The organism is Mycobacterium sp. URHB0044 (assembly GCF_000620625.1).
GTDB lineage: Bacteria > Actinomycetota > Actinomycetes > Mycobacteriales > Mycobacteriaceae > Mycobacterium.
Genome location: NZ_JIAW01000007.1, coordinates 329,764 through 350,469, shown reverse-complemented (window position 1 = coordinate 350,469; position 20,706 = coordinate 329,764). Strand labels below are relative to the sequence as shown.

Genomic DNA, 20,706 nt, shown 5'->3' with positions numbered 1-20,706 from the left:
TGCGACTTGGATTCAAGTGGTGGCTGCAACGAATGTGGACGGATCTGAGAGTAGTCGGTCGAGTTCTTCGGCGGGGGTGCGCCAGTTGTGGCGTTTGCGGGGTCGGGCGTTGAGTTCGGCGGCGACCTGGTCGAGCCAGCCGGGGCCGTAGAAGGATAGGTCGGTGCCTTTGGGGAAGTACTGGCGCAGCAGTCCGTTGGTGTTCTCGTTGCTGCCGCGCTGCCAGGGGCTGTGGGGGTCGCAGAAGTAGATCGGCAGGCCGGTGGCCTTGGTGATCTTGGCGTGTGCTGCCATCTCGCCGCCTTGATCCCAGGTCAGTGAGCGGCGCAGGATTTCGGGGATTTCGGGGATTTTGGCCGACATGGCGTCGGCCGTGGTGGCTGCGGTGCGGTCCTCGGGTAGGTGCAGCAGCATCAGGAATCCGGTGGCCCGCTCGACTAGGGTTCCGATCTGAGATGCCTGGTTCTTGCCGATGATCAGGTCGCCTTCCCAGTGTCCGGGGATCGCGCGGTCATCGGCCTCCTTGGGCCGTTCACTGATGTTGATCATGTCTTTGAGGTGACCTTGGCCAGTTTCCTTGCGTCCCTGCGCCTTTCGTTGAGTGCGGCCGGTGCGTAGCGCGGTCTTGACCAGCCGAGCCAACTCCCCGCGCGGCTGGACGTACATGGTCTGATAGATCGTCTCGTGTGACACCCACATCTCCGGATCCTCGGGGAACTCCTCGCGCAGCCGGCCGGCGATCTGCTGGGGACTATGCCGCTGCTTCAAGCGTGCCACCACCTCGGCCAACAGCGCCGCAGTCGTGTCGAGTTTGCGCGGTTTGGGTCGCGTGAGGTTGGCCTCGGCGGCGTCTTGACTCACCCGTGCCCGGTATCCCGACACGGTCCGCCCACGGCCCATCTCGCGGCGAATCGTGTCCCTGTGGCGCCCCAACAACCCGGCGGCGTGCGCCGGCCGGTGCCCCGTCTCCAGCAGCTGCTCCAACCGGCAGCGCTCGATGAACGACATCGGCCCCCTTGGCGGTGACGGATCGGGCTCGATATCGGCAGGTGCAGGGGTTCTGGGCACATACCCAGCCTTGTTCACCCAATACTGGCCCGTGACCTCCGACACGCCGGCCAGCGCCGCCGCCTGCAACGGCGACGCGCCAGAATGCATTGCCTCCCAGAACGCGTCACGAACCGCTGCCGGATACCGAACACCCCGATGCTTGAAGTTCGCCGCCACCCCGGCCGCGTTCGCCCACTTGTTACCCGTGGAGTGACAGACCCCGGCCACTGTGGCAGCCGCCGACCGCGACAACCCCGACTTCAACGCGTCCAGGAAAACACCATGGGCAGACTCCGGTACCTGTTTGCAGCCCTGCTTGCGAAACGCCATCGAACAACACCTTCGAACTCGTTAGGTGTTGCAGCGACCACTTGAGTCTGAGCGAGAGAGGACTTGCGTGAGCGCAGTCTCGCGGCCAGCTACCCGTAGCGCGCCGCGAGGCGACGCCGATGCCACGCGGGGGAGCCGAATAGCGACCGGTTCAGCGCGGCGCGCTTGAGGTACACGTGCACGCCGCTCTCCCAGGTGTAGCCGATGCCGCCATGCAACTGCATGGCCTTGCCGACGACGTCCACCGCGGCGCTGCACGCATACGACTTGGCCATCGACGCCGCCACCGATGCGTCGGCGCCGTCGGCCAACTCCGCCACCGCGGCACCGACCAGTTGCCGCGCCACCGAAATCCGAACCAGCATGTCGGCGCACGCATGCTTCACCGCCTGGAACGAACCGATCGGTCGCCCGAACTGGTGTCGCACCGCGGCATAGTCGACGGTCGCGGCGAGCATCGCCTCGCTCACTCCGAGGCTGTCGCAGGCAATCGCGACGGCGGCGCGGTCATGCAGTTGGGCAGCGGCGGCGTCGTCGACAGGCCACAGCGCGGTTTCATCGACGGCGTCGCCATCGGCGTGGACGACGGCCAACCGGCGGGTCTGGTCGAGTACGGGCTGCGCGGTGACGGTGAGCCCGGCGGCGTCGACGAGCACCGCGACGCCACCGTCGTCGGCCACCACGAGCAGGCGGTCGGCGTCGACGGCGTCAGGCACGAACTCCGCGCGGCCCGTCAGTCGGATACCGCCCGCGGTGTGGTCGAGCTGGAACGGGCCGGTCACCAGGGCGGCCGTCGTGGTACCCGCGCCGACATCCGACAGCAAGGCATCGCGAGACTCATTGGGCGCCACCGCCCTCAAGGCACCTACCGCGAGGACCGTGCCCAGGTAGCGGCTGGTCGCCGCGGCGCGGCCGAGCTCCTCCAGGATGAGCGCCGTCTCGACGAACGAGGCGCCCGCGCCGCCCAGCGACTCGGGAATTTCCAACCCGAGCCACCCGGCGTCGGCGATCTGACGCCCGTCGACGTCGGCGCCCGCCTTGCCAAGTAGCTCACGTGCCACCGCGCGCAGCTCGTCATGGATCTCGGCGAAGTCGGACGTCACGAGGTCACCGGCTCTCGCGGCAAGCCGAGGCCGCGCTCACCGATGATCGTGCGCTGAATCTCGCTCGCCCCACCGGGAATCGTCCACTCCCACGACCCGATGAAGTCGAGCATCCACGCCCCTGACTCCCAGCCACTCGACATCGGCTTGGCCAACACGGTGTGTGCCTCCAGGCCGCTGATCTCGGTACCGAAGTCAGTCATCCGCTGCAGCAGTTCGCTGTAGAACAACTTCACGATCGACGCGTCGGCAGGCCCGCTGGAGCCGGTGTCGTGGCCATCGACGACGTCACGGCACAACCCGCGCAGCCCGCTGATCTCGGTCTCGAACCGCGCCAACGAGTCCCGCACCGACGAATCGTCGAGCGGACGCGAGCCGTCCGGCCGCATCCGCGCGCACTCCTCCACGAGCCACCGGAACCCCGCGTTGCCGAGCCGCTCGGCCAGTTCCAGCATCGTCATGCCGCGCTCGGCGCCCAGGGTTGCCTGTGCCACTTGCCAACCCGCGTTCTCGGCGCCGACGAGGTTCCCCGCCGGTATCACGACGTCGTTGAGGAAGACCTCGCAGAAGTGGGAGTCGCCGACGGCGTTGCGGATCGGGCGGACGTCGATGCGGGGCGACGCCATGTCCATCAGGAAGTACGAAATGCCGTGGCGTTTCGGGGCATCCGGGTCGGTGCGCGCCAGCAGTAGGCACCAGTCGGCGTGCTTGCCGCCGCTGGCCCACAGCTTCTGGCCGTTGACGATGAAATTCTCGCCGTCGCGGCGGGCCGACGTGCGCAGGCTCGCCAGATCGGAGCCGGCCTCGGGCTCGGAGAAGCCCTGCACCCAGATCTCCCCGTCGAGGATGGCGGGCAGATGCCGTTGTCGCTGCGCTTCCGTGCCCGCGACCAGAAGCGTCGACGCGGCGTGGTGAATTCCTACGAACGCCAACACCAGTCGCGGCGCGTCGTGCGCGGCTAACTCTTGATACAGCACGATCTGTTCGCCGACCGCCATGCCGCCGCCCCACTGCTCGGGCCAGTGCGGAACGGCGAAACCCGCCGAATGCAACTCCGCGAACCATGCCTTCTGGAAGGCGACGAACTCGTCGTCGCCGACGTTGGTTTGCGTCGCCCGCCAGTCGGCGGGCACGTGCTCGGCGCACCACTGGCGCACGTGCGCTCGGAACGCATCGAGATCGGACGTCATTGCGCGACTTCCGGGTCGGGGCTGTACAGCCCGACCAGGCCGCGTCGGTCGATCCGGGAGGTGAGCAGGTCGCGGGTGGCCGACAAGCCGAGCGGCAGCCGTCGCAAGGGTTGGCTGTAGCGCGACAGCCAGGACAGCGTGGTCTCGTCGCAGAACCCGACGGCGCCGTGCAGCTGGTGGGTGACGCGGAAGACGACGTCGGCGGCCTCGAGCGCGGCCATCCGCAGCGCCAGCGCGTCGTCCACTGCTTCGGGACGGCCCGCTCCGACGCTCCACAGCGTGTACTTGGCGAGCATCTCCAGCCCGGCCCGTTCCACCTCGCCGTCGGTCAGTTGGAACTGCACGCCCTGAAACGCCGACAGCGGCTGCCCGAACTGCTGCCGCAGCCGCACGTGTGCGATGGTGAGTTCCAGTGCGCGATCGAGCATTCCGAGCAGCGTCCAACACGGCAGCACCAGGGCCAGCGCGATGTCCTTCGCGCCATCGACGTCCAGCGGCGCCAGTTCCACACCCGCGACGAAGGCGGGGCCAGCCGCCGACGTGCCGGTGATCCGATGGCGATGACCATCCAATGTCACGGCAGCCCAACGACCCCCTAGGCCCGAGATGGGCGCGGTGGGCCGGCGCTCGGCGACCACGACCAAGCCGTCGACGTCGAGATCGCGTGGCCGGGCCAGCCGCTCCGCCACCGGGTAGGGCAGTGCCCAGTAGCCCGCGCTTCGGCACAGCGCTGCCGCGGCTTCCAGCGAGTCGGCGTCGTCGCGGGGCTCGAGGTCCCAGGCGCCGAGTTCGGCGAGGACCGGGCCGACCAACGCATCGCGGGTCGACGGGTCGGCTTCGGCACGCTGCACCAGAAGGTCGCCGCCTGCCGCGTCGAAGGCCCGAAGTGCTTGGCGGCCGAACTCGGCCGCTTCGTCGCTGAGGTCGATGATCATCGCGCCGCCAACAGCGACCGCGACAGCAGGATGCGTTGCATCTCGATGCTTCCCGACGAGACGGTCGACGCCTGCGAGTAGCGCCAGTGGTCCTCGACCTCGGCGCGGAACACTTGCGCCGCGTCATCATCCGCCGCGGCAACTATCTCCATCAACACCTCTGCGCTGTCCTGGTCGAGCTTCGTGACTGCGATCCGGTAGGCCGCCGAGTCGGTCGGCGTGACCTTGCCGCTGCCCTGCAATGCCACCAACCGGTAGGCGAGCAGCCGGGCGCGCCGGCAGTGCGTCAACATTCGGGCCCAGCGGCCGCGCAGTTCGGCGGGCAGCTCGTCCCACCGGTCGCCGAGTGCCGCGGGCGCCAACTGAAGCAGCCGCTCGCAGCGTGCATAGCGGGCGATGCCGACCCGCTCGAACGCCAGCACGTCGCCGACGATCGACCAGCCGTCGTCGACCGTGCCGAGCACGTCGGCCTCCGTCACGCGCAGGTCGTCGAAGAACACCTCGTTGAGGTGATGCGGCCCCAGCATGGTGCCGATCGGACGGACGGTGATCGCGGGATCCGACATCGGTACCAGGAAGATCGTCAGGCCCCGTTGCTTCTTGTCACCGCGCGTCGTGCGGGTCAGCAGGAAGCACCACTGCGCCATGGTGGCGTACGACGTCCAGATCTTCTGGCCGTTGATGCGCCAGCCCTCGCCTTCGCGCGTGGCCGTCGTCCGCAGTGACGCGAGGTCGGAACCGGCTTCGGGCTCGCTGAACCCCTGACACCAGATCACCTCGCCCCGCGCGATCGGCGGCAGGTGCTTGCGCTGTTGCTCGGCGGTGCCGTACCGCATCAGCGTCGGTCCGACCCAGTTGACGCTCATGTACTGCGCGCCGCGGGGCTCGTGATGGGCCCACATCTCCTCGCGCACCACGGTCTGTTCCCACATCGACGATCCCTGTCCGCCGAACTCTGGCGGCCAGGACATGCACAGCAGGCCGCGGTCGGCGAGCAGCCGGCAAAACGCCTGTGCGGTCTCGAGGTCGGCGGGGTCATGGGTGAACGCGCCCAGGAAGTCGTCGGGCACGTGCGTTTTCACCAGGTCGCGAAGTTCGTGGCGTAGCGCCGTGGCTTCGCGACTCATCTCGAAGTCCACTCCGTGATCGTATGACAATACTTATAAGGATTGCTAGTATTGCCCGGTGACTTCGGTGCCTCGCGGGCGGACTCCGCAGCAGCGCATCGCCGAAACCGTCGCGGCCGAACTGCGTCAGCGCATCCTGGTCGGCCCCGCGATGGATCGGTTGCCGACACAGGATCAGTTAGTCCACGAGTTCGGCGTCAGCTATCCGTCGGTGCGCGAAGCACTGCGCATCCTGGAGACGGAAGGCCTGGTCACCGTGCGGCGCGGCAGCGTCGGCGGCGCGGAGGTGCACCGGCCGGATCAGTCCTCGGCCGCCTACCACCTGGGCCTGGTGCTGCAGGGCGCGGGCGTCACGCTCGGCGACCTCGCGCAAGGCCTGCTGCAACTCGAACCGCACTGCGCCGCCGAGGTCGCGCGCCGTCCCGACCGGATGACGGCCGTGGTGCCCGCCCTGACCGCCAACGTCGATGCCTCCGCCGACGCCGTGTCCGACGGTGTCGCCTTCACCCGCATCGCGCGCGAATTCCACGACCTCGTCGTCGCCTTCACGCCCAACGACACGGTCAGGTACGTGGTGCGCAGCCTCGTTGCGCTGTGGTCGGCGCAGGAGCAGCAGTGGGCGGCGGCACTCGCCAAGCGAGGGGAGTACCCGTCGGCTGCCGAAGCGCGTGGTGCAGTCCGGACACACCGCAGGCTGGTCGACGAAATCGCGGCGGGCCGCGCAGACGAAGCGCAACGCATCGCGCGTCGACATCTCGCTGCCACTCAGGCCGTGGTCCTCGAACGGTTCACCGGCGACGTCGTCAACGCGACGCCTGCCCGATCGTGGCGGGCCGGCGCGGCGTTTTAAACCCGCCTAGGTCACAGAAGGCCTCCGTACGATTGTTCCTTCTGGACGGGAGGACAACGAGATGTCGGTGCTGACGCCGCAAGGTGACGACTTTCCGCGGTGGTACCAAGACGTGCTGACCAAGGCGAAGCTGGCCGAGAACGGTCCGGCGCGCGGAACCATGGTGATCCGCCCCAATGGCTATGCGGTCTGGGAGCGGATGCAGGCGGAGGTCGACGCGCGGATCAAGCACGCCGGCGCCCAGAACGCCTACTTCCCGCTGCTGATCCCGATGAGCTTCTTCGAGCGGGAGGCCGAGCACGTCGAGGGCTTCAGCCCCGAACTCGCCGTCGTCACGCATGGCGGCGGCAAGGAACTAGCCGAGTCGCTGGCCATCCGGCCCACCAGCGAGGCGGTCATCGGCGAGTACATGGCGAAGTGGGTCGACAGCTACCGCGACCTTCCGCTGCTCCTCAATCAATGGTCCAACGTGGTCCGCTGGGAAATGCGGCCGCGAATCTTCCTGCGCACCACCGAGTTTCTCTGGCAGGAGGGCCACACCGCGCACGCAACGGAAGCCGACGCGCGGGAGTATGCCCGCGGCATCCTGCACGACGTCTACCAGGACTTCATGCGAAACGTGCTCGCCATGCCGGTGATCGTCGGCCGCAAGACCACGCGGGAGCGATTCGCCGGCGCCGAGAACACCATGACGTGCGAAGGCATCATGCGCGACGGCAAGGCGCTGCAGATGGGCACGTCGCACGAACTCGGCCAGAGGTTCAGCCGCGCCTTCGACATCAGCTACTCCAGCGCGGAGGGTTCCGCCGAGTTGTGTTGGACCACGTCCTGGGGCGCGTCGACGCGCATGCTCGGCGGACTGATCATGTGCCACGGCGACGACTTCGGGCTCGTACTCCCGCCCGCGCTCGCACCGATCCAGGTCGCCGTCGTGGTGGTGAAGGACACCGACGGATCGGTCACCCGCGCCGCATCGACGTTGGTCGACGAACTGAAGGTGCGTGGTGCGCGGGTTCGGTTGGAAGACAACCTCGCTCAGGGCTTCGGCCGGCGGGCCACCGACTGGGATCTGCAGGGCGTGCCTATCCGGGTGGAGCTCGGCCCACGCGACCTCGCCGAGAACGCGGCCCTGCTGTACCGCAGGGACACTCGCGAGAAGTCCACGACCCGTCTGGACGACGTCGTCGACGAGGTGCAACGGCTGGTCGGTCGAATCCAGTCCGACTTGCTCGACGCGGCGACGGCACGCCGTGACGCGATGATCACCGACTGCACGACGCTGGATCAGGCGCGCGAGGTGGCGCAGACGGGCGTCGCCCGCGTGCCGTGGGAGCTGGTCGGCGCTTCTGGAGAGCAAGACCTCGCGACGAGCGGCCTCACCGTGCGATGCCTGCAGATGCCCGACGGATCGCTGCCCGAGACCGAGGACGACGGTGGTGCGCTCGCCTACGTCGCGCGGGCGTACTGACGCGCATGGAGCAGATCGGCTCGCGCATGCGCAATCAGCCCGCGCCGCCGTGGGCCGTCTTCGACGACCTCTGCGATCCGCATCGTCAACCCGTGCGCCCTTGGCTTCGTCTTCTCGACGACGAAATCGAGCCAACCATCATCGAATCCGTCCGACCCGACCGCGTGGTCTGGTCGTCGCTGTGGGTGAAGCGGCCCGATGCGCGCCTGCAGTTCGATCTCGTCGCGGGGGACGGTGGCACCGATCTGCGGTGGACGCTCTACGTCGACGAGCCGCTTCCCGACGCGAGTCTCATCGGGCACATGCGCAAGCGCATCGGCGAGCTCATCAACGCCAACCTGCGGTACTCGTACGGCCAGTGATCGTGGGCTGTAACCAAACGAGAGCTACATGCGTTTCACGCCGTCGGCGACGGCGTGCAGCTTGTCCGGATTCGCCACGTTGTGCACGGTGCTGATCCGCCCGTCGGCATCGAGGTCGACGGTCAGGGTGGCGATGATGCGGCCGGCGCCGCGCAACACGATGCCCGGGCCGCCGTTGATGTCGACCACTTCCGCTGTCATGTCGCCGATTTCGACGCCCTCGTAGGGGCGTTTGATCGTGCCGGCGATCCACTTGGCCACGTTCGCCACGCCGATGATCGGACGCATCGCCTGGCGAACCTTGCCGCCGCCGTCGGTCCATAGCGTGACCTCCGGTGCGAGCATGTCCATGAGCTCGTTGATGTCACCGCCGGCGACGGCGGCGAAGAATCGCTCGGTGGCCTCCTGCTTCTTGGCGCGGTCGGCTTCGAATCGCGGTCGCCTCGCCCGAACGTGTTCACGGGCGCGATGCCCGGCCTGGCGGACCGCGGACTCGGAACGCTCGACGGCTTCACCGATTTCGGCGTAGCTGAAGTCGAACACCTCCTTGAGCACGAACACGGCCCGCTCGAGTGGACTGAGGGTCTCCAGAACGACGAGCATGGCGATCGATACCGACTCGGCGGTTTCCACGTGGTCGGCGGAATCGGGCTCGGTGAGAATCGGCTCCGGAAGCCACGGGCCCACATAGGTTTCCCGCTGACGCCGAGTCGATCGCAGCCGATCCATCGACAGGTTCGACACGACCCTGGCGAGGTACGCCTTCGGGTCGGCGACCTGTGAGCGGTCGTCCGCCGACCACTTGAACCACGCGTCCTGGACCACGTCTTCGGCGTCTGCGGCCGAGCCGAGGATCCGATAGGCGATCGAGAACAACAGCTTCCGGTAGTCGGCGAACGTCTGCTGATCGGCGCTCATCGCGTCGACCGGCCGCCGCGCCGCCACATCGCCGCTCCCAGCGCGGGTATGGCCTTGAGCAGACGGTAGGTCGTCCACGGGCTGGCGCTCACCGTCTCTTTGTACGCGACGGCCAACCGTCCGGCCAAGTACAGCCGTCCGGCACTGTCGTCGGCGTGGGTGAACTGGATGACGGCGTCGTTGCGTCCCAGGCTCACCGGCTGGTGGATGTAGCCGAAGCGGAACGCCTTGGGCTGCTTGCCGTTCAGCACCCGCACGATGGACGCCGCCGCGTGCAGCGCGGTCGGGATGCCGCTCTGGCAGGTGCCGTGTATCACGCCGTAGCCCTGCCGGATCGCCGCCGCGTCACCCACCGCGTAGACGTTCAAGTGAGACACCGACCGCAGTGACTCGTCGGTGACGATGCGGCCGCGATCGTCGACCTGCAAGCCGGCCGTGGCCGCCAGTGGCGACACCCGCACCCCCGTCGTCCAGAGCACCGCCTGTGCCGCAACCACCTGGCCGTCGGCGAGGGCCACCCCGTCGCCCATGACCTTGACGATGTCGACGCCGGCGCGCACCTGCACGCCAAGGCGATCCAATCCCGCGTGCAGCCGGGCCCGCGCCCGTTCGCCCATCATCGAGCCGGGGACCTGGCGGCTGAGCAGGACCACGTCCAGGTCGGGATGCTGCTCGGCGATCTCGGCCGCCGACTCGATGCCGGTCAGTCCGCCGCCCGCCACGACGACGGTGCCGTCGGACATCCGATTCAGGTGATCGGCCAGCAGCGTCGCGTCCTGCGCGGTGTTCAGGGTGTAGGCGAACTCATCGACGCCCGGCACGACGTCGGCATCGGCGACGCTGCCGAGCGCATAGATCAGGGTGTCGTAGCGCAGCGTGTGGGCGTCATCGATGCGCACGGTCTGGGCCGAAGCGTCGATTCCCGTCACCCAGCCCTGGACGAAGTCCACGCCGGTGCCGGCGAGCCGATCGGGAATTTGCAGGTCCGGCAGCGTCTGACCGGACGCGGTCTGATGCAGTCGCAGCCGCTCGGCGAACCGAGTAGACGGATTGACCAGCGTGACGTGAACGTCGTCGCGGCCCTTGAGGCGGCCCACCAGGCTCGTGGTCGCCGCCATACCGGAGTATCCGCCGCCGAGAATCAAGATCTCCTTCATCGTGCTGCCTTTCGCGTTCGTTCGAAGTGGACACACACCAGACGCATGCAGCGGGCCGATTTGTGACATCCCGACACTTCACGGCGTTTACCTGCGACGATTGTCTTGGTAGCGGGGTAGGAGGTGGCCATGAAGTTCGGAGCGATCACCTGCACCGCAGTGCTCGTCGCGGCCCTGGCGGGGTGTGGCAGTGGCAGCGACACCGCCTCGACCAGTCCCACTGCGGACGTTCCCCGCGTCGCCGTCGCATTCGTGACGCATCAGGCGCCCGGCGACAACTTCTGGGATCTGGTCCGCAGGGGCGCAGAAGCCGCAGCCGCCAAGGACGACGTCGACCTGCGGTACTCGCACGACCCCGACCCAGCGGGGCAGGCCAACCTCGTTCGCACGGCGGTCGACGACAAGGTCGACGCAATCGCCGTCACCCTCGCCGATCCGGTTGCCATGGCACCGGCGATTCAAGCGGCCAAGACCGCCAAGATTCCCGTCGTTGCGTTGAACGCCGGGATCACGGACTGGAAGGCCATGGGAGTGCTGGCGTTCTTCGGGCAAGACGAGCTGATCGCCGGCGAAGCGGTCGGTGAACGTTTTACCGACGAAGGAGCGCACAACGTGCTGTGCATCATTCACGAACCCGGCCACGTCGGGCTCGAAGCACGATGCGAAGGCGTGGCAAGGAAGTTCAGCGGCAACACGCAAAAGCTCTACGTGAATGGGGTGGACAAGCCGACCGTCATGGCCGCGGTGATCCAGAAATTGCACCAGGACTTCGCCATCGACCGGGTCCTCACGCTGGGCGCGCAGCCGGCAACGGCCGCGCTCGAGGCGGTAGCCGAGGCGAACAGCTATGCCAGGGTCGACACGTTCGACACCAGCTCCGCGGTCGTCGACGCCATCAAGAACGGGATGATCGACTGGGCCATCGACCAACAACCGTTCCTGCAGGGCTACCTGGCAGTCGACTCGCTGTGGCTGTACTTGACCAACGGCAACGTGATTGGCGGTGGTGTGCCCACGTTGACTGGTCCCTCGTTCGTCGACGAGACCAACATCGACACCGTCGCCGACCTCGCCGAGCGCGGCACCCGCTGACCCGATCGCGCTCGCGGGTAACCTGAACGCCCGTACGTCAGTTCGGTGTTGGGGGAGTGTCGTGGACCTGCGGGACATGATTGCCGCCGAACGTACGGAGCTACTCGAGTTCCTGCGCACGCTCTCCGCGGACGAGTGGCTGGTGCCGTCGCTCTGCGAAGGCTGGCGGGTTCGAGATGTGGTGGCGCACTTGCTCTGGGACAACGTTTCGATCCCACGGTATCTGTGGGTGGCCGCGAAATACCGGCACCCTGATCGCATCAACCAGTACTACGTCGACGAGGCGAGGTACCTTCCGACGTCGGATCTGCTCGCCGGTCTCGAGTCCACGCTCGGCGGTGGCTGGATCAGCCGGACGATGTCGGCTGGCATCCTTGCCGACCTCGTCGTCCATCATCAGGACATCCGTCGCCCGCTGGGGAGGCCACGGACCATCGAACCGGCACGCCTGCTTCACGCGCTGCGGCAGCCGAACCGTTTCGCCCATCCGCGGCGGATCACCAAGGGGCTCAAGCTCACTGCGACGGACCTGGACTGGACGACCGGTGCGGGCCCCGAGGTCCGCGGCTGCGGTGAGGCGGTGGCGATGGCCATCGTGGGACGAGCGGCCGTGCTCGACGAACTGACCGGAGACGGCGTCGCGATCCTCGCCGACCGGATTACTGCCTAGCGCTAGGCAGGCAGGTCGAGGATGCGCCGCGTCACGGCCAGCACCCGGGCCTTCAGCGTCTCGTCGTCGACGTCCTCGACGAGGGGATGCACGACGGCCGCGCTCAACGCGCCCGACAGGATCGCCGCGTTCACCCGGGCCTCGACGCCGGCGCCCTCGCCAAGCAGCACGCGGTACAACCGCTCGATGAACCGTCGAAACGGTTCGTGATCGGCCAGCACGCGCACGACCACCGGATCGAACTGCAGCAGGCTGGCCAGGTGGCGTCGTTCGACGGCGATGTCCACCACCCGCTCCAACAACGCCTCGCGCGCCGACGGACCACTCTGCGCTTCCGCGACGTCCAGCGCATCCTGCAGTTCGACGAGCTCGGTGGCGGTGACGGCGAGGACGACCTCGTCCTTGCTCTTGAATTGGTGGTAGACAGCGGCTTTCGTGACGCCGATGGCATCGGCGATCATCTGCAGCGACGTGCCACTCACACCATGCTGGCCGAACAACTCGTGGGCGGCCTTGACGATGCGCAGCTGCGCGGCACTGTGCGCGACGGGCGTCAACCGGCCGTCGGCGTCGGGGAGGGCGGGACGCACGCACCGAGCGTAGCCGCTCGGCTAGATGGTCAGGAACGGCCGCGCAGCGCCTCGTCCAGACTGCGCATCAGCTCCCCGACGCGTCCGCCGCCGGACGGGGCGGCGGGGTAGCGGCTCAGCACGTCGACGACGGCTGGTGTCGCTCGCCCGCGAGCCCGCTCGATGGAATCCGCGCCGACATTCGGATCGTCGCCCGCAGCGAGTTCCGCTGCTCGCGCCGCGTGCGCGGGCGCACCCAGAATGTGCTTGACCTGATGAGTGTCGGCGAGCGGATGTAGGTAGGCGGTGCCCGCCGCGGCCATCGCCGCACGTGCTGCGTCGCCCACGGCCGGGATGTCGGTTTCCTTGGCCGCCCGCAGCGCCGCCCACGCGGTGTCGCGCAACGCCTTCCCGCGCTTGCCGCCCCGGGCGAAGGCCCATGCCGCGTCGATCGCGTCGCGAGCTCGGGAGTCCGCAGGACGCGCATCCTCGAAGATCTCCAGCGCTTCCTGCGCGCACTCCGCGGCGTAGCCGGCGACGCTACGCAGATCCTCTGTGCTGAGAACGATGTCGTCCGCCACGGTGACGATTGTCAGGCAAGTCCCTGCGTCAGTCGCTGGCGGGCAGCGGCTTCGCTTCCTTGGTGGTCAGCGGCGTGGAACCGATGCTCAGCGTGCCCTTGCCGGCCTTGGTCACCAGGACCTCGGCACCGGCGTCGTCGACGTACCGCTTGCCCATCAGGTTGCCGTCGGACAGCGCCGGATCGAGTTCCAGACCCGCGGTGACGTCGCCACCGATCGGCACCATCGGTGCTCCACCGGCGCGCAGATCGTCGAGGCTGTCAGCGCTGCGCACGACGATGACCTGGGTGTCGCACACCTGGCTCTGCAGGCGGGTGCCGTTCTTGATCATGCTGACTCCTTGGTGGCGGCGGTCTGTTGGGCGTTCAGTTCTGCGACGAGTTCGCGGCGCAGCACCTTGCCGGTTGCGTTGGTGGGCAGTTCGTCGCGGAACACCACCCGGTCGGGCGTTCGGGAACCGCGCAGCTGCCCGCGCACATGTTCGCGCAGTTCGTCGGGATCCGGATCGATGCCGGCAGTTGGCACCACGACCGCGACGATGATCTGGCCCCATTCGGGATCGTCGGCGCCGACGACCGCGCAGTCACGCACGTGCGCGTGCTCGACGAGGACGTCCTCGATCTCGGCCGGTGCGATGTTCTCGCCGCCGCGGATGATGGTGTCGTCGGAGCGGCCGCCGATGAACAGGTAGCCGTCCGCATCGAGCGACGCGACGTCCTTGGTGGGAAACCAGCCTTCGGCGTCGAGCACCGAGCCGATGTCGGTGTAGCGGCCCGACACCTGCTCGCCACGGACGAACAGCTCGCCGGTCTCGCCCGCGTCGAGCACGGTGCCATCGTCGGCGCGGATCTGCACCTCGATGCCGGGCACCGGCTGACCGACAGAGCCGAGCCGGCGCGCGACCGCGTCGTCGGCCGCCACGAGCGCGGCGCGGTGGTCGTCGGGAGTGAGCACGGCGATGGTGGAGCTGGTCTCCGTGAGCCCGTAGGCGTTGACGAACCCGACCTCGGGCAGCAGCGAGAGCGCCTTGCGCACGAGCGGCGCCGCCACCTTGGAACCGCCGTAGGCGAGCGTGCGAAGGCTGGGCAACGTGGTGTTCTCCGCCTCGAGAAAGGTGACGATGCGGTCGAGCATGGTCGGCACCACGGTGGCCGACGTGACGCCCTCGGCGCCGACCAGCCGGACCCACTCGCTGGCGTCGAAGTGGCGCAGGTACACCATCTTTCGGCCCGAGTAGAGGTTCGAGAGCGCCGCGCTGACACCGGCGATGTGGTAGGGCGGCACGCAGATCAGTGCGGCGTCACCGGGGCTGGCGGAGTCGAATTCGACGGTGCCGGTGACGTAGCTGGTGAGGTTGTTGTGGGTGAGTTCGACGGCCTTGGGGCGCGACGTGGTGCCCGACGTGAACAGCACCACGGCGACCGCGTCGGGGTCGGCGAACTCCGCGGCGGGCTCGGCAGTGCGGGCCGCCTCGACGAACTCGCCTGAGCCGGTCACCCGGTAGCCCTGGCCCACTGCGTCGCGGTACTCGTCGTCGACGACGACCAGCGGGTCGGGCAGGCGGTCGATCAGCGCGCGCAGGCCGTCGACGGACAGCCGGTAGTTCAGCGGCGTCACCGGCACCGCGGCGCGTGCCGCGGCGAACAGCAGCAGCGGCAACATCGCGCCGCCCGTGCCGACGTAGACGACGTGCCGAGCTCCCGAGGAGGTGATCACGCCGGCTCCCCCGTCGGCCAGCGTGCTCAATTCCTCGGCGGTGAGCCGGAGGTCATCGGAGACGACGGCCGTGCGGTCCCCGTTGGCCGAGGACGCCATCTCCAGCAGTAGCGAGATACTCATGTCTTGTCCAGGAAGATATCCCACATCGGGTCGTCGCCACCGCCGTAGCGGGACAGGTCGGTGACTCCGGATGCGGTGAGGACGTCGGCGTCGATGAAGCATTGGCCGTTGGCCTCGGCGGCCGGTTTGGTCAGGATCGCGACCGCGGCGTCGGCCATGATGTCCGGGCTGCGCGACGCCTGCACCAGCGCGTCGCCGCCTGCCAGGTTGCTCACCGCGGAGGTGGCGATGTAGGTCTGCGGCCACAGGCAGCTGAAACCAATTCCGGCGTCGGCATATTCGGCGGCCCAGCCCAGCGACAGCAGCGTCATGCCGTACTTCGACAGCGTGTACGACGGGTGCGCGCCGAGCCAGTACGGGTTCATGTTCAGCGGCGGCGCCAAGGTCATCACGTGCGCGTTCGCCGACGTGCGCAGGTGCGGCAGGGCGGCCTTGGTGAGCAGGAACGTGCCACGCACGTTGATGTCCATCATCAGGTCGAACTTCTTCGCCGACAGCTGCTCGGTCGGTTCGGTCGCGATCGCACTGGCGTTGTTGACGACGATGTCGACGCCGCCGAAGTGCTCCACGGCCGCGTCGACTGCGCGTTGCACGTCCTCTTCCTTGCGCACGTCACCGACGACGGCGAGGCCCTTGCCGCCGGCGGCCTCGACGTCGGCCACCGCGGTGTGCACGGTGCCGGGCAGCTTCGGGTGCGGCTCGCTGGTCTTCGCGAGCAGGACGACGTTGGCGCCGAGCTTGGCGGCGCCGAGCGCGATCGCCAGGCCGATGCCGCGGCTACCGCCGGACACCACCAGCGTGCGGTCGGCGAGGGATTGCGGATCGCTGGACATGAACCTCCTCAGGTCACGTATGTCCCGATCGTAGTCGAAGGGGAGGGACATTCTCATTTTATGCAAGTCTCATGCTCGCACATTCTTCGAGCGCCCTGTTCAGGGGGAACGACGCGCGCGCCCATCCATGCCCTGACGTGCCATGGGACAACTTGCCCCCGTCATGTTTCCGCCCTGCGGTATTGGCATTCTCATTTTTTGCAAGTACGTTATCCCTCGATGAGTGAGCAGTTTGAAACCCCGTCGGGCATCCCGCTCGAGCCCGTCTACGGGCCCACCGAGCGCGCGGCCGACCCTCCCGCGCCCGGCGAGTACCCCTTCACGCGGGGCAACTTCGCGTCCGGATACCGCGGCAAGACGTGGACGTTCCGTCAGTATTCGGGCTTCGGCACTGCCGAGGAGTCGAACCGCCGGTATCGCTACCTGCTGGATCAGGGCGGCACTGGATTGTCGGTGGCGTTGGATCTGCCCACGCAGTGTGGCTATGACTCCGACGATGCCGAGTTCGGCGAGGAGGTCGGCCGGGTCGGGGTGGCGGTGGACACGTTGGCCGATGCCGAGGTGTTGTTCGACGGCATCCCGCTGGATCAGATCAGCACCAGCTTCACGATCAACGGCACCGCGGCCATCCTGCTGGCGCTCTACGTCGCCGCCGCCGAGAAGAAGGGCGTGCCGCGCGAGAAGCTCACCGGCACCATCCAGAACGACATCCTCAAGGAGTACGCGTCGCGCGGTACTTGGATCTGGCCGCCCGAACCGTCGCTGCGCCTGATCGCCGACACCATCGAGTTCTGCGCGGCCGAGGTGCCGCGGTTCAACGCGATCTCGGTGGCGGGTGCGCACTTCCGCGATGCGGGCGCCAATGCCGTGCAGGAGATGGCGTTCACGCTGGCCGACGGTGTCACCTACTGCGACACCGTCGTCGAGCGCGGTCGGATGACCATCGACAAGTTCGCGCCGCAGATCTCGTTCTTCTTCTACACGCACGGCGACTTCTTCGAGGAGATCGCCAAGTACCGGGCCGGGCGACGGCGGTGGGCGACCATCGTGCGCGAGCGCTACGGCGCCACCACCGACAAGGCGTCGATGTTCCGGTTCGGTTGTGTCGCGGGCGGTGCGTCGCTGTATGCGCCGCAGGCGCAGAACAACCTGGTGCGGGTGGCGTATGAGGCGATGGCCGCGGTACTCGGTGGCGTGCAGTCGATGTTCACCGCCGCGTGGGACGAGCCGTTCGCCCTCCCCAGTGAGGAGTCGGCCACGCTGGCGCTGCGCACGCAACAGATCCTGGCCTACGAGACGGGCGTGACGAAGGTGGCCGACCCGCTGGGTGGGTCCTACTTCGTCGAGGCGCTCACCGACGCCACCGAGGCCAAGATCATCGAGATCATGGACGACCTCGAAAAGCACGGCGGCATGGTGCGTTCCATCGAAGACGGTTACCTGCAGGGTCTGATCGCCGACGAGGCGTTCAAGATTCACAAGGAGGTCGAGTCGGGTGAGCGTCCCGTGGTCGGGGTCAACCGGTTCGTCGCCGAGGAGCCGCCGCCGGACATCGACACCTACGAGCTCGACGCCGAGGGTCGCGACCTGCAACTCAAGCGGCTGGCGAAGGTCAAGGCCGAGCGCGATGACGTCGCGGTCAAGGACACTTTGGCCGCGCTGTCGCGGTCGGCGGAGGGCACCGACAACCTCATGCATCGCCTGATCGACTGCGCGAACGCGTACTGCACCGTCGGCGAGATGGTGTCCGCGCTCAAGGCCGTGTGGGGCGAATTCCAGCAACCGGTGGTTTTCTGATGAGTAATTCCTCTGTATCCCAACCGAACCCGGCCCGGGTATTGGTCGCCAAACCGGGACTGGACGGGCATGACCGCGGGGCGAAGATCGTCGCCCGCACCCTGCGCGACGCCGGCTTCGAGGTGATCTACACCGGCATTCGGCAACGGATCGAGGACATCGTGTCGATCGCGCTGCAGGAAGACGTCAGCCTGGTAGGCCTCTCGATCCTGTCGGGTGCGCACGTCGCGCTCACCGGCCGCGTCGTCGAGGCGTTGCGTGCTGCCGACGCGGGCGATATCGCCGTGGTCGTCGGTGGCACCATCCCGCAAGCCGACGTCCAGAAGCTGTTGGACGCGGGTGCGGCAGCGGTGTTTCCGACCGGAACCTCCCTCGAGGACCTGGTCACCGGCGTTCGCGCGCTTACGTCGGAGCGGGTGACGGAGTGACGAGACGCTTCGCCGACACTGCGGGCAGATCGTCAATCGTCCCGAAATTTCGCTCTCACAGCAGTTTCGGCGGGAACAAGGGTAGGGGAGTGACATGCGACTTGGTGTGATGATCGGTGCCGAGCGCGGCGATGGCGCCCGCAAGGTCGCCAAGTTGATCGCCGACATCGAGTGGGCCGAGTCCGCAGGGATGGACACCGCCTGGATGCCGCAGGTGCCCAACGACTTCGACGCGCTGACGATGGTCACGCTGATGGCTGGCCGCACCACGACGATCGAACTCGGCACGGCCGTCGTACCGCTTCAGGCGCAGCATCCGATCGCCTTGGCGCGCCAGGCGCTGTCGGTGCACGCCGTGGCAGGCGGCCGGCTGGCGCTGGGCGTCGGGCCGTCGCACCACTGGATCGTCAAGGACATGCTCGGCCTGCCGTACGACAAGCCCGCGGCCTACACCCGTGACTATCTGCAGGTGCTGCATGCCGCACTCGCCAACCCGGGACCGGTCGACGTCGAGAACGACACGTTCACGGTGCACAACCCGCTGGACCTGCCCGCGGTCGCACCGCTGCCCGTGTTGGTCGCGGCGCTGGGTCCGGTGATGCTGAAGATCGCGGGCGAGCACGCCGACGGCACCGTGTTGTGGATGGCCGACGAGCGCGCCATCGGTGACCACATCGCGCCGCGAATCACCAAGGCGGCGGCCGACGCCGGTCGACCTGCACCGCGGATCGTCGCGGGCATCCCGGTGTGTCTGTGTGCGAACTCCGAGATCGACGCCGCGAAGGAGCGGGCCAACCGCATTCTGTCCGAAGCGGAGACGTCGCCCAACTACCAGCGGCTGCTGGATCGTGGCGATGCCCGCAACGTCGGCGACCTGTGTGCGGCCGGGGACGAAGAGTCAATCTTGGCGCGGTTCAAGCAGTTCGCCGATGCCGGTGTGACGGATCTGTCGGTGCGCCTGTTGCCGATCGGCGACACCCGTGACGAACTCGTCGCGTCCAAGTACCGGACGCGGGAGATGATCGGCGAACTGGCCAAGGCCTTGCGGTGAGTGGCCCCCTCGCCGGTATTCGCATCCTCGAGGTCGGCCACATGTTGGCGGGCCCGTACGCCACGATGATGCTCGCCGATCTGGGCGCCGAGGTGACGAAGATCGAGCCGCCCGGCGGGGACATCTCGCGTCAGGTCAGTGACAGCTACTTCGCGAGTCTCAACCGCGGCAAGCGCAGCGTCTGCATGGAGTTGGCGACCGAGGAAGGGCAGCGCCGGCTCGGTGAGCTGGTCGCGGAATCGCATGCGCTGCTGGTGAATTTGAAGCCGTCGGGCATCCACAAGCTCGGGCTGACCTACGAGAAGTTGCGCAAGTACAACGAAAAGATCGTCTGTGTCGCGCTCACGGGTTACGGCCTCGAGGCTGGTGATGACCCGGCGTTCGACTACGTCATCCAGGCCGCGACCGGAATCGCCGCCCTCACCGGCGATCCCGACGGCCCGCCGACGCTGCCGGGCTACTCGTCGGCCGACAACTCGACCGGGTTGACGGCCGCGCTGGGCCTGCTCGCGCAGATCGTGTCGGGCCGCGGCGGGCAGGTCGACGTCTCGCTGCACGACGTGATGCTGTCGCAACTCAACTACCGGGCGTCGGCCTACCTGAACGACGGCATCGAACCGCGACGCCATCCGAACGGCGCGCACTCGTATTACGTTCCGGCGCAGCTGTTCACCACTGCCGACGGTTACCTCGCGCTGTTCATCACGCACGACGGATTCTGGCGGTCGTTCTCCGCCGAGGCAGGCATCACCGGATACCCGACGATGGCCGAACGTGCCGCCAACCGTGACGAGGTGCTGGCGCTGGTGGCGGGCGCGTTGGCGGGAGACACCGCGTTGGGGTGGGAGGCGAGGCTGAAGCCGCTCGGAATCCCTGCGGCCGCGGTCCGTTCACTGCCCGAGGCGCTGCAGTCCACTCCGGAGGTAGTCGTGTCGGCGGGGGACTACCGATTGGTCCGCAGTTCCATCCGCGTCATCGGCTACGAGCCGGAATACGGCCCACCGCCGCTGCTCGGCGAGCACGACCCGGTGACGGACGCTCAGTCCTCGTAGTCCACGGTGACGTAGGCAGTGTCCGGAACGGCCTGGCACGTCAGGACGTAACCGTCGGCGACCTCGTCTTCCATCAACGCGTCGTTGACGCGCATCGTCGCGCTGCCGTCGGTCAGCTTCGCCATGCACGTGCCACAGTTGCCCGCCTCGCAGGAGAACGGTGGCGTCAGGCCGGCCCGTCGCGCGCTTTCGAGCAGCGTCTCGCCGGGCATCGCGGTTACGGAGACCTTCTTGCGGTCGAGGAGGATCGTCACCTCGCCACCGGCCTCTTCGGTCGGTACCGGGTCTGCGGTCATCAGTTCAC

At 67.8% G+C, this 20,706-nt stretch carries 22 protein-coding genes; 9 read left to right on the top strand and 13 right to left on the bottom strand.

The genetic code is table 11. From position 1 onward, the window contains the following. Positions 1 to 12 precede the first annotated feature (12 nt). The 5 genes from N536_RS0117545 to N536_RS0117525 form a co-directional block, all read right to left on the bottom strand. Entirely contained in the window at positions 13 to 1,380 is a 1,368-nt protein-coding gene (locus tag N536_RS0117545; RefSeq protein ID WP_029114794.1) for an IS30 family transposase, read from the bottom strand. Positions 1,381 to 1,469: 89 nt separating this feature from the next. Continuing rightward, a complete protein-coding gene (locus tag N536_RS0117540; protein ID WP_029114793.1) occupies positions 1,470 to 2,483 on the bottom strand; it encodes an acyl-CoA dehydrogenase family protein in 1,014 nt (337 codons plus the stop codon). Further along, entirely contained in the window at positions 2,480 to 3,673 is a 1,194-nt protein-coding gene (locus tag N536_RS0117535; RefSeq protein WP_029114792.1) for an acyl-CoA dehydrogenase family protein, read from the bottom strand. Before N536_RS0117535 ends, N536_RS0117540 begins: the two co-directional genes overlap by 4 nt. Next, positions 3,670 to 4,608 carry an acyl-CoA dehydrogenase family protein gene (locus N536_RS0117530; RefSeq protein ID WP_029114791.1) on the bottom strand — a complete coding sequence of 313 codons (939 nt, stop codon included), beginning with the start codon at positions 4,606 to 4,608 and terminating at the stop codon, positions 3,670 to 3,672. The genes N536_RS0117535 and N536_RS0117530 overlap by 4 nt, the downstream gene beginning before the upstream one ends. Further along, positions 4,605 to 5,735 (bottom strand): acyl-CoA dehydrogenase family protein, encoded by a 1,131-nt coding sequence (locus N536_RS0117525; protein WP_197040168.1) that lies wholly within the window; start codon positions 5,733 to 5,735, stop codon positions 4,605 to 4,607. Before N536_RS0117525 ends, N536_RS0117530 begins: the two co-directional genes overlap by 4 nt. Before the next feature lie 58 nt (positions 5,736 to 5,793). On the opposite strand from N536_RS0117525, the gene N536_RS0117520 reads away from it, so the two are divergent. The 3 genes from N536_RS0117520 (at position 5,794) to N536_RS0117510 (ending at position 8,415) form a co-directional block, all read left to right on the top strand. Continuing rightward, a complete protein-coding gene (locus tag N536_RS0117520; protein ID WP_029114789.1) occupies positions 5,794 to 6,585 on the top strand; it encodes a FadR/GntR family transcriptional regulator in 792 nt (263 codons plus the stop codon). A 61-nt stretch (positions 6,586 to 6,646) separates the two neighbouring features. Then, the gene (proS, locus tag N536_RS0117515; RefSeq protein WP_029114788.1) at positions 6,647 to 8,053 is read left to right on the top strand and encodes a proline--tRNA ligase; all 1,407 of its coding nucleotides are present in this window, start codon (positions 6,647 to 6,649) and stop codon (positions 8,051 to 8,053) included. 5 nt (positions 8,054 to 8,058) lie between these two features. Beyond that, positions 8,059 to 8,415, top strand: a complete 357-nt coding sequence (locus N536_RS0117510; protein WP_029114787.1) for a hypothetical protein — start codon at positions 8,059 to 8,061, stop codon at positions 8,413 to 8,415. A gap of 24 nt (positions 8,416 to 8,439) precedes the next feature. Here N536_RS0117510 and N536_RS0117505 read toward each other — a convergent pair whose 3' ends face one another. Further along, entirely contained in the window at positions 8,440 to 9,333 is an 894-nt protein-coding gene (locus N536_RS0117505) for an RNA polymerase sigma-70 factor (protein ID WP_029114786.1), read from the bottom strand. After that, positions 9,330 to 10,490 (bottom strand): NAD(P)/FAD-dependent oxidoreductase, encoded by a 1,161-nt coding sequence (locus tag N536_RS0117500; RefSeq protein ID WP_029114785.1) that lies wholly within the window; start codon positions 10,488 to 10,490, stop codon positions 9,330 to 9,332. The genes N536_RS0117505 and N536_RS0117500 overlap by 4 nt, the downstream gene beginning before the upstream one ends. A 129-nt stretch (positions 10,491 to 10,619) precedes the next feature. Between N536_RS0117500 and N536_RS0117495 the strand changes: the two genes are divergently transcribed. Both N536_RS0117495 and N536_RS0117490 read left to right on the top strand, forming a co-directional pair. Next, complete coding sequence (locus N536_RS0117495) at positions 10,620 to 11,582, top strand: substrate-binding domain-containing protein (RefSeq protein WP_036436683.1); 963 nt, start codon at positions 10,620 to 10,622, stop codon at positions 11,580 to 11,582. 61 nt (positions 11,583 to 11,643) lie between these two features. Then, a complete protein-coding gene (locus N536_RS0117490) occupies positions 11,644 to 12,252 on the top strand; it encodes a maleylpyruvate isomerase family mycothiol-dependent enzyme (RefSeq protein WP_029114783.1) in 609 nt (202 codons plus the stop codon). Positions 12,253 to 12,254: 2 nt separating this feature from the next. Here the strand turns inward: N536_RS0117490 and N536_RS0117485 are convergent, their stop codons facing one another. From N536_RS0117485 to N536_RS0117465, 5 genes are read right to left on the bottom strand one after another with little or no spacing between them, the layout of a single operon-like run. Then, the gene (locus N536_RS0117485) at positions 12,255 to 12,842 is read right to left on the bottom strand and encodes a TetR/AcrR family transcriptional regulator (RefSeq protein WP_051574571.1); all 588 of its coding nucleotides are present in this window, start codon (positions 12,840 to 12,842) and stop codon (positions 12,255 to 12,257) included. A 29-nt stretch (positions 12,843 to 12,871) separates the two neighbouring features. Continuing rightward, positions 12,872 to 13,411: a putative immunity protein gene (locus tag N536_RS0117480; RefSeq protein ID WP_155948629.1), complete on the bottom strand. Its 540-nt coding sequence runs from the start codon at positions 13,409 to 13,411 to the stop codon at positions 12,872 to 12,874. Positions 13,412 to 13,430: 19 nt separating this feature from the next. Beyond that, a complete protein-coding gene (locus N536_RS0117475) occupies positions 13,431 to 13,733 on the bottom strand; it encodes a hypothetical protein (protein ID WP_029114780.1) in 303 nt (100 codons plus the stop codon). Beyond that, positions 13,730 to 15,241, bottom strand: coding sequence for a class I adenylate-forming enzyme family protein (locus tag N536_RS0117470; protein WP_029114779.1), 1,512 nt, complete (start codon positions 15,239 to 15,241; stop codon positions 13,730 to 13,732). Before N536_RS0117470 ends, N536_RS0117475 begins: the two co-directional genes overlap by 4 nt. After that, positions 15,238 to 16,074, bottom strand: a complete 837-nt coding sequence (locus N536_RS0117465; RefSeq protein WP_029114778.1) for an NAD(P)-dependent oxidoreductase — start codon at positions 16,072 to 16,074, stop codon at positions 15,238 to 15,240. The genes N536_RS0117470 and N536_RS0117465 overlap by 4 nt, the downstream gene beginning before the upstream one ends. A gap of 219 nt (positions 16,075 to 16,293) precedes the next feature. On the opposite strand from N536_RS0117465, the gene N536_RS0117460 reads away from it, so the two are divergent. The 4 genes from N536_RS0117460 to N536_RS0117445 all read left to right on the top strand — a co-directional run bounded on the left by N536_RS0117460 (position 16,294) and on the right by N536_RS0117445 (position 20,402). Beyond that, the gene (locus N536_RS0117460) at positions 16,294 to 17,871 is read left to right on the top strand and encodes a methylmalonyl-CoA mutase family protein (RefSeq protein WP_029114777.1); all 1,578 of its coding nucleotides are present in this window, start codon (positions 16,294 to 16,296) and stop codon (positions 17,869 to 17,871) included. Beyond that, the gene (locus N536_RS0117455; RefSeq protein ID WP_051574569.1) at positions 17,871 to 18,299 is read left to right on the top strand and encodes a cobalamin B12-binding domain-containing protein; all 429 of its coding nucleotides are present in this window, start codon (positions 17,871 to 17,873) and stop codon (positions 18,297 to 18,299) included. The genes N536_RS0117460 and N536_RS0117455 overlap by 1 nt, the downstream gene beginning before the upstream one ends. A 94-nt stretch (positions 18,300 to 18,393) precedes the next feature. Next, positions 18,394 to 19,350 carry an LLM class F420-dependent oxidoreductase gene (locus N536_RS0117450; RefSeq protein ID WP_029114775.1) on the top strand — a complete coding sequence of 319 codons (957 nt, stop codon included), beginning with the start codon at positions 18,394 to 18,396 and terminating at the stop codon, positions 19,348 to 19,350. Next, the gene (locus N536_RS0117445) at positions 19,347 to 20,402 is read left to right on the top strand and encodes a CaiB/BaiF CoA-transferase family protein (protein WP_029114774.1); all 1,056 of its coding nucleotides are present in this window, start codon (positions 19,347 to 19,349) and stop codon (positions 20,400 to 20,402) included. Before N536_RS0117450 ends, N536_RS0117445 begins: the two co-directional genes overlap by 4 nt. Here N536_RS0117445 and N536_RS0117440 read toward each other — a convergent pair. Beyond that, positions 20,390 to 20,698 carry a 2Fe-2S iron-sulfur cluster-binding protein gene (locus N536_RS0117440; RefSeq protein WP_029114773.1) on the bottom strand — a complete coding sequence of 103 codons (309 nt, stop codon included), beginning with the start codon at positions 20,696 to 20,698 and terminating at the stop codon, positions 20,390 to 20,392. The genes N536_RS0117445 and N536_RS0117440 overlap by 13 nt on opposite strands. Positions 20,699 to 20,706 lie beyond the last annotated feature (8 nt).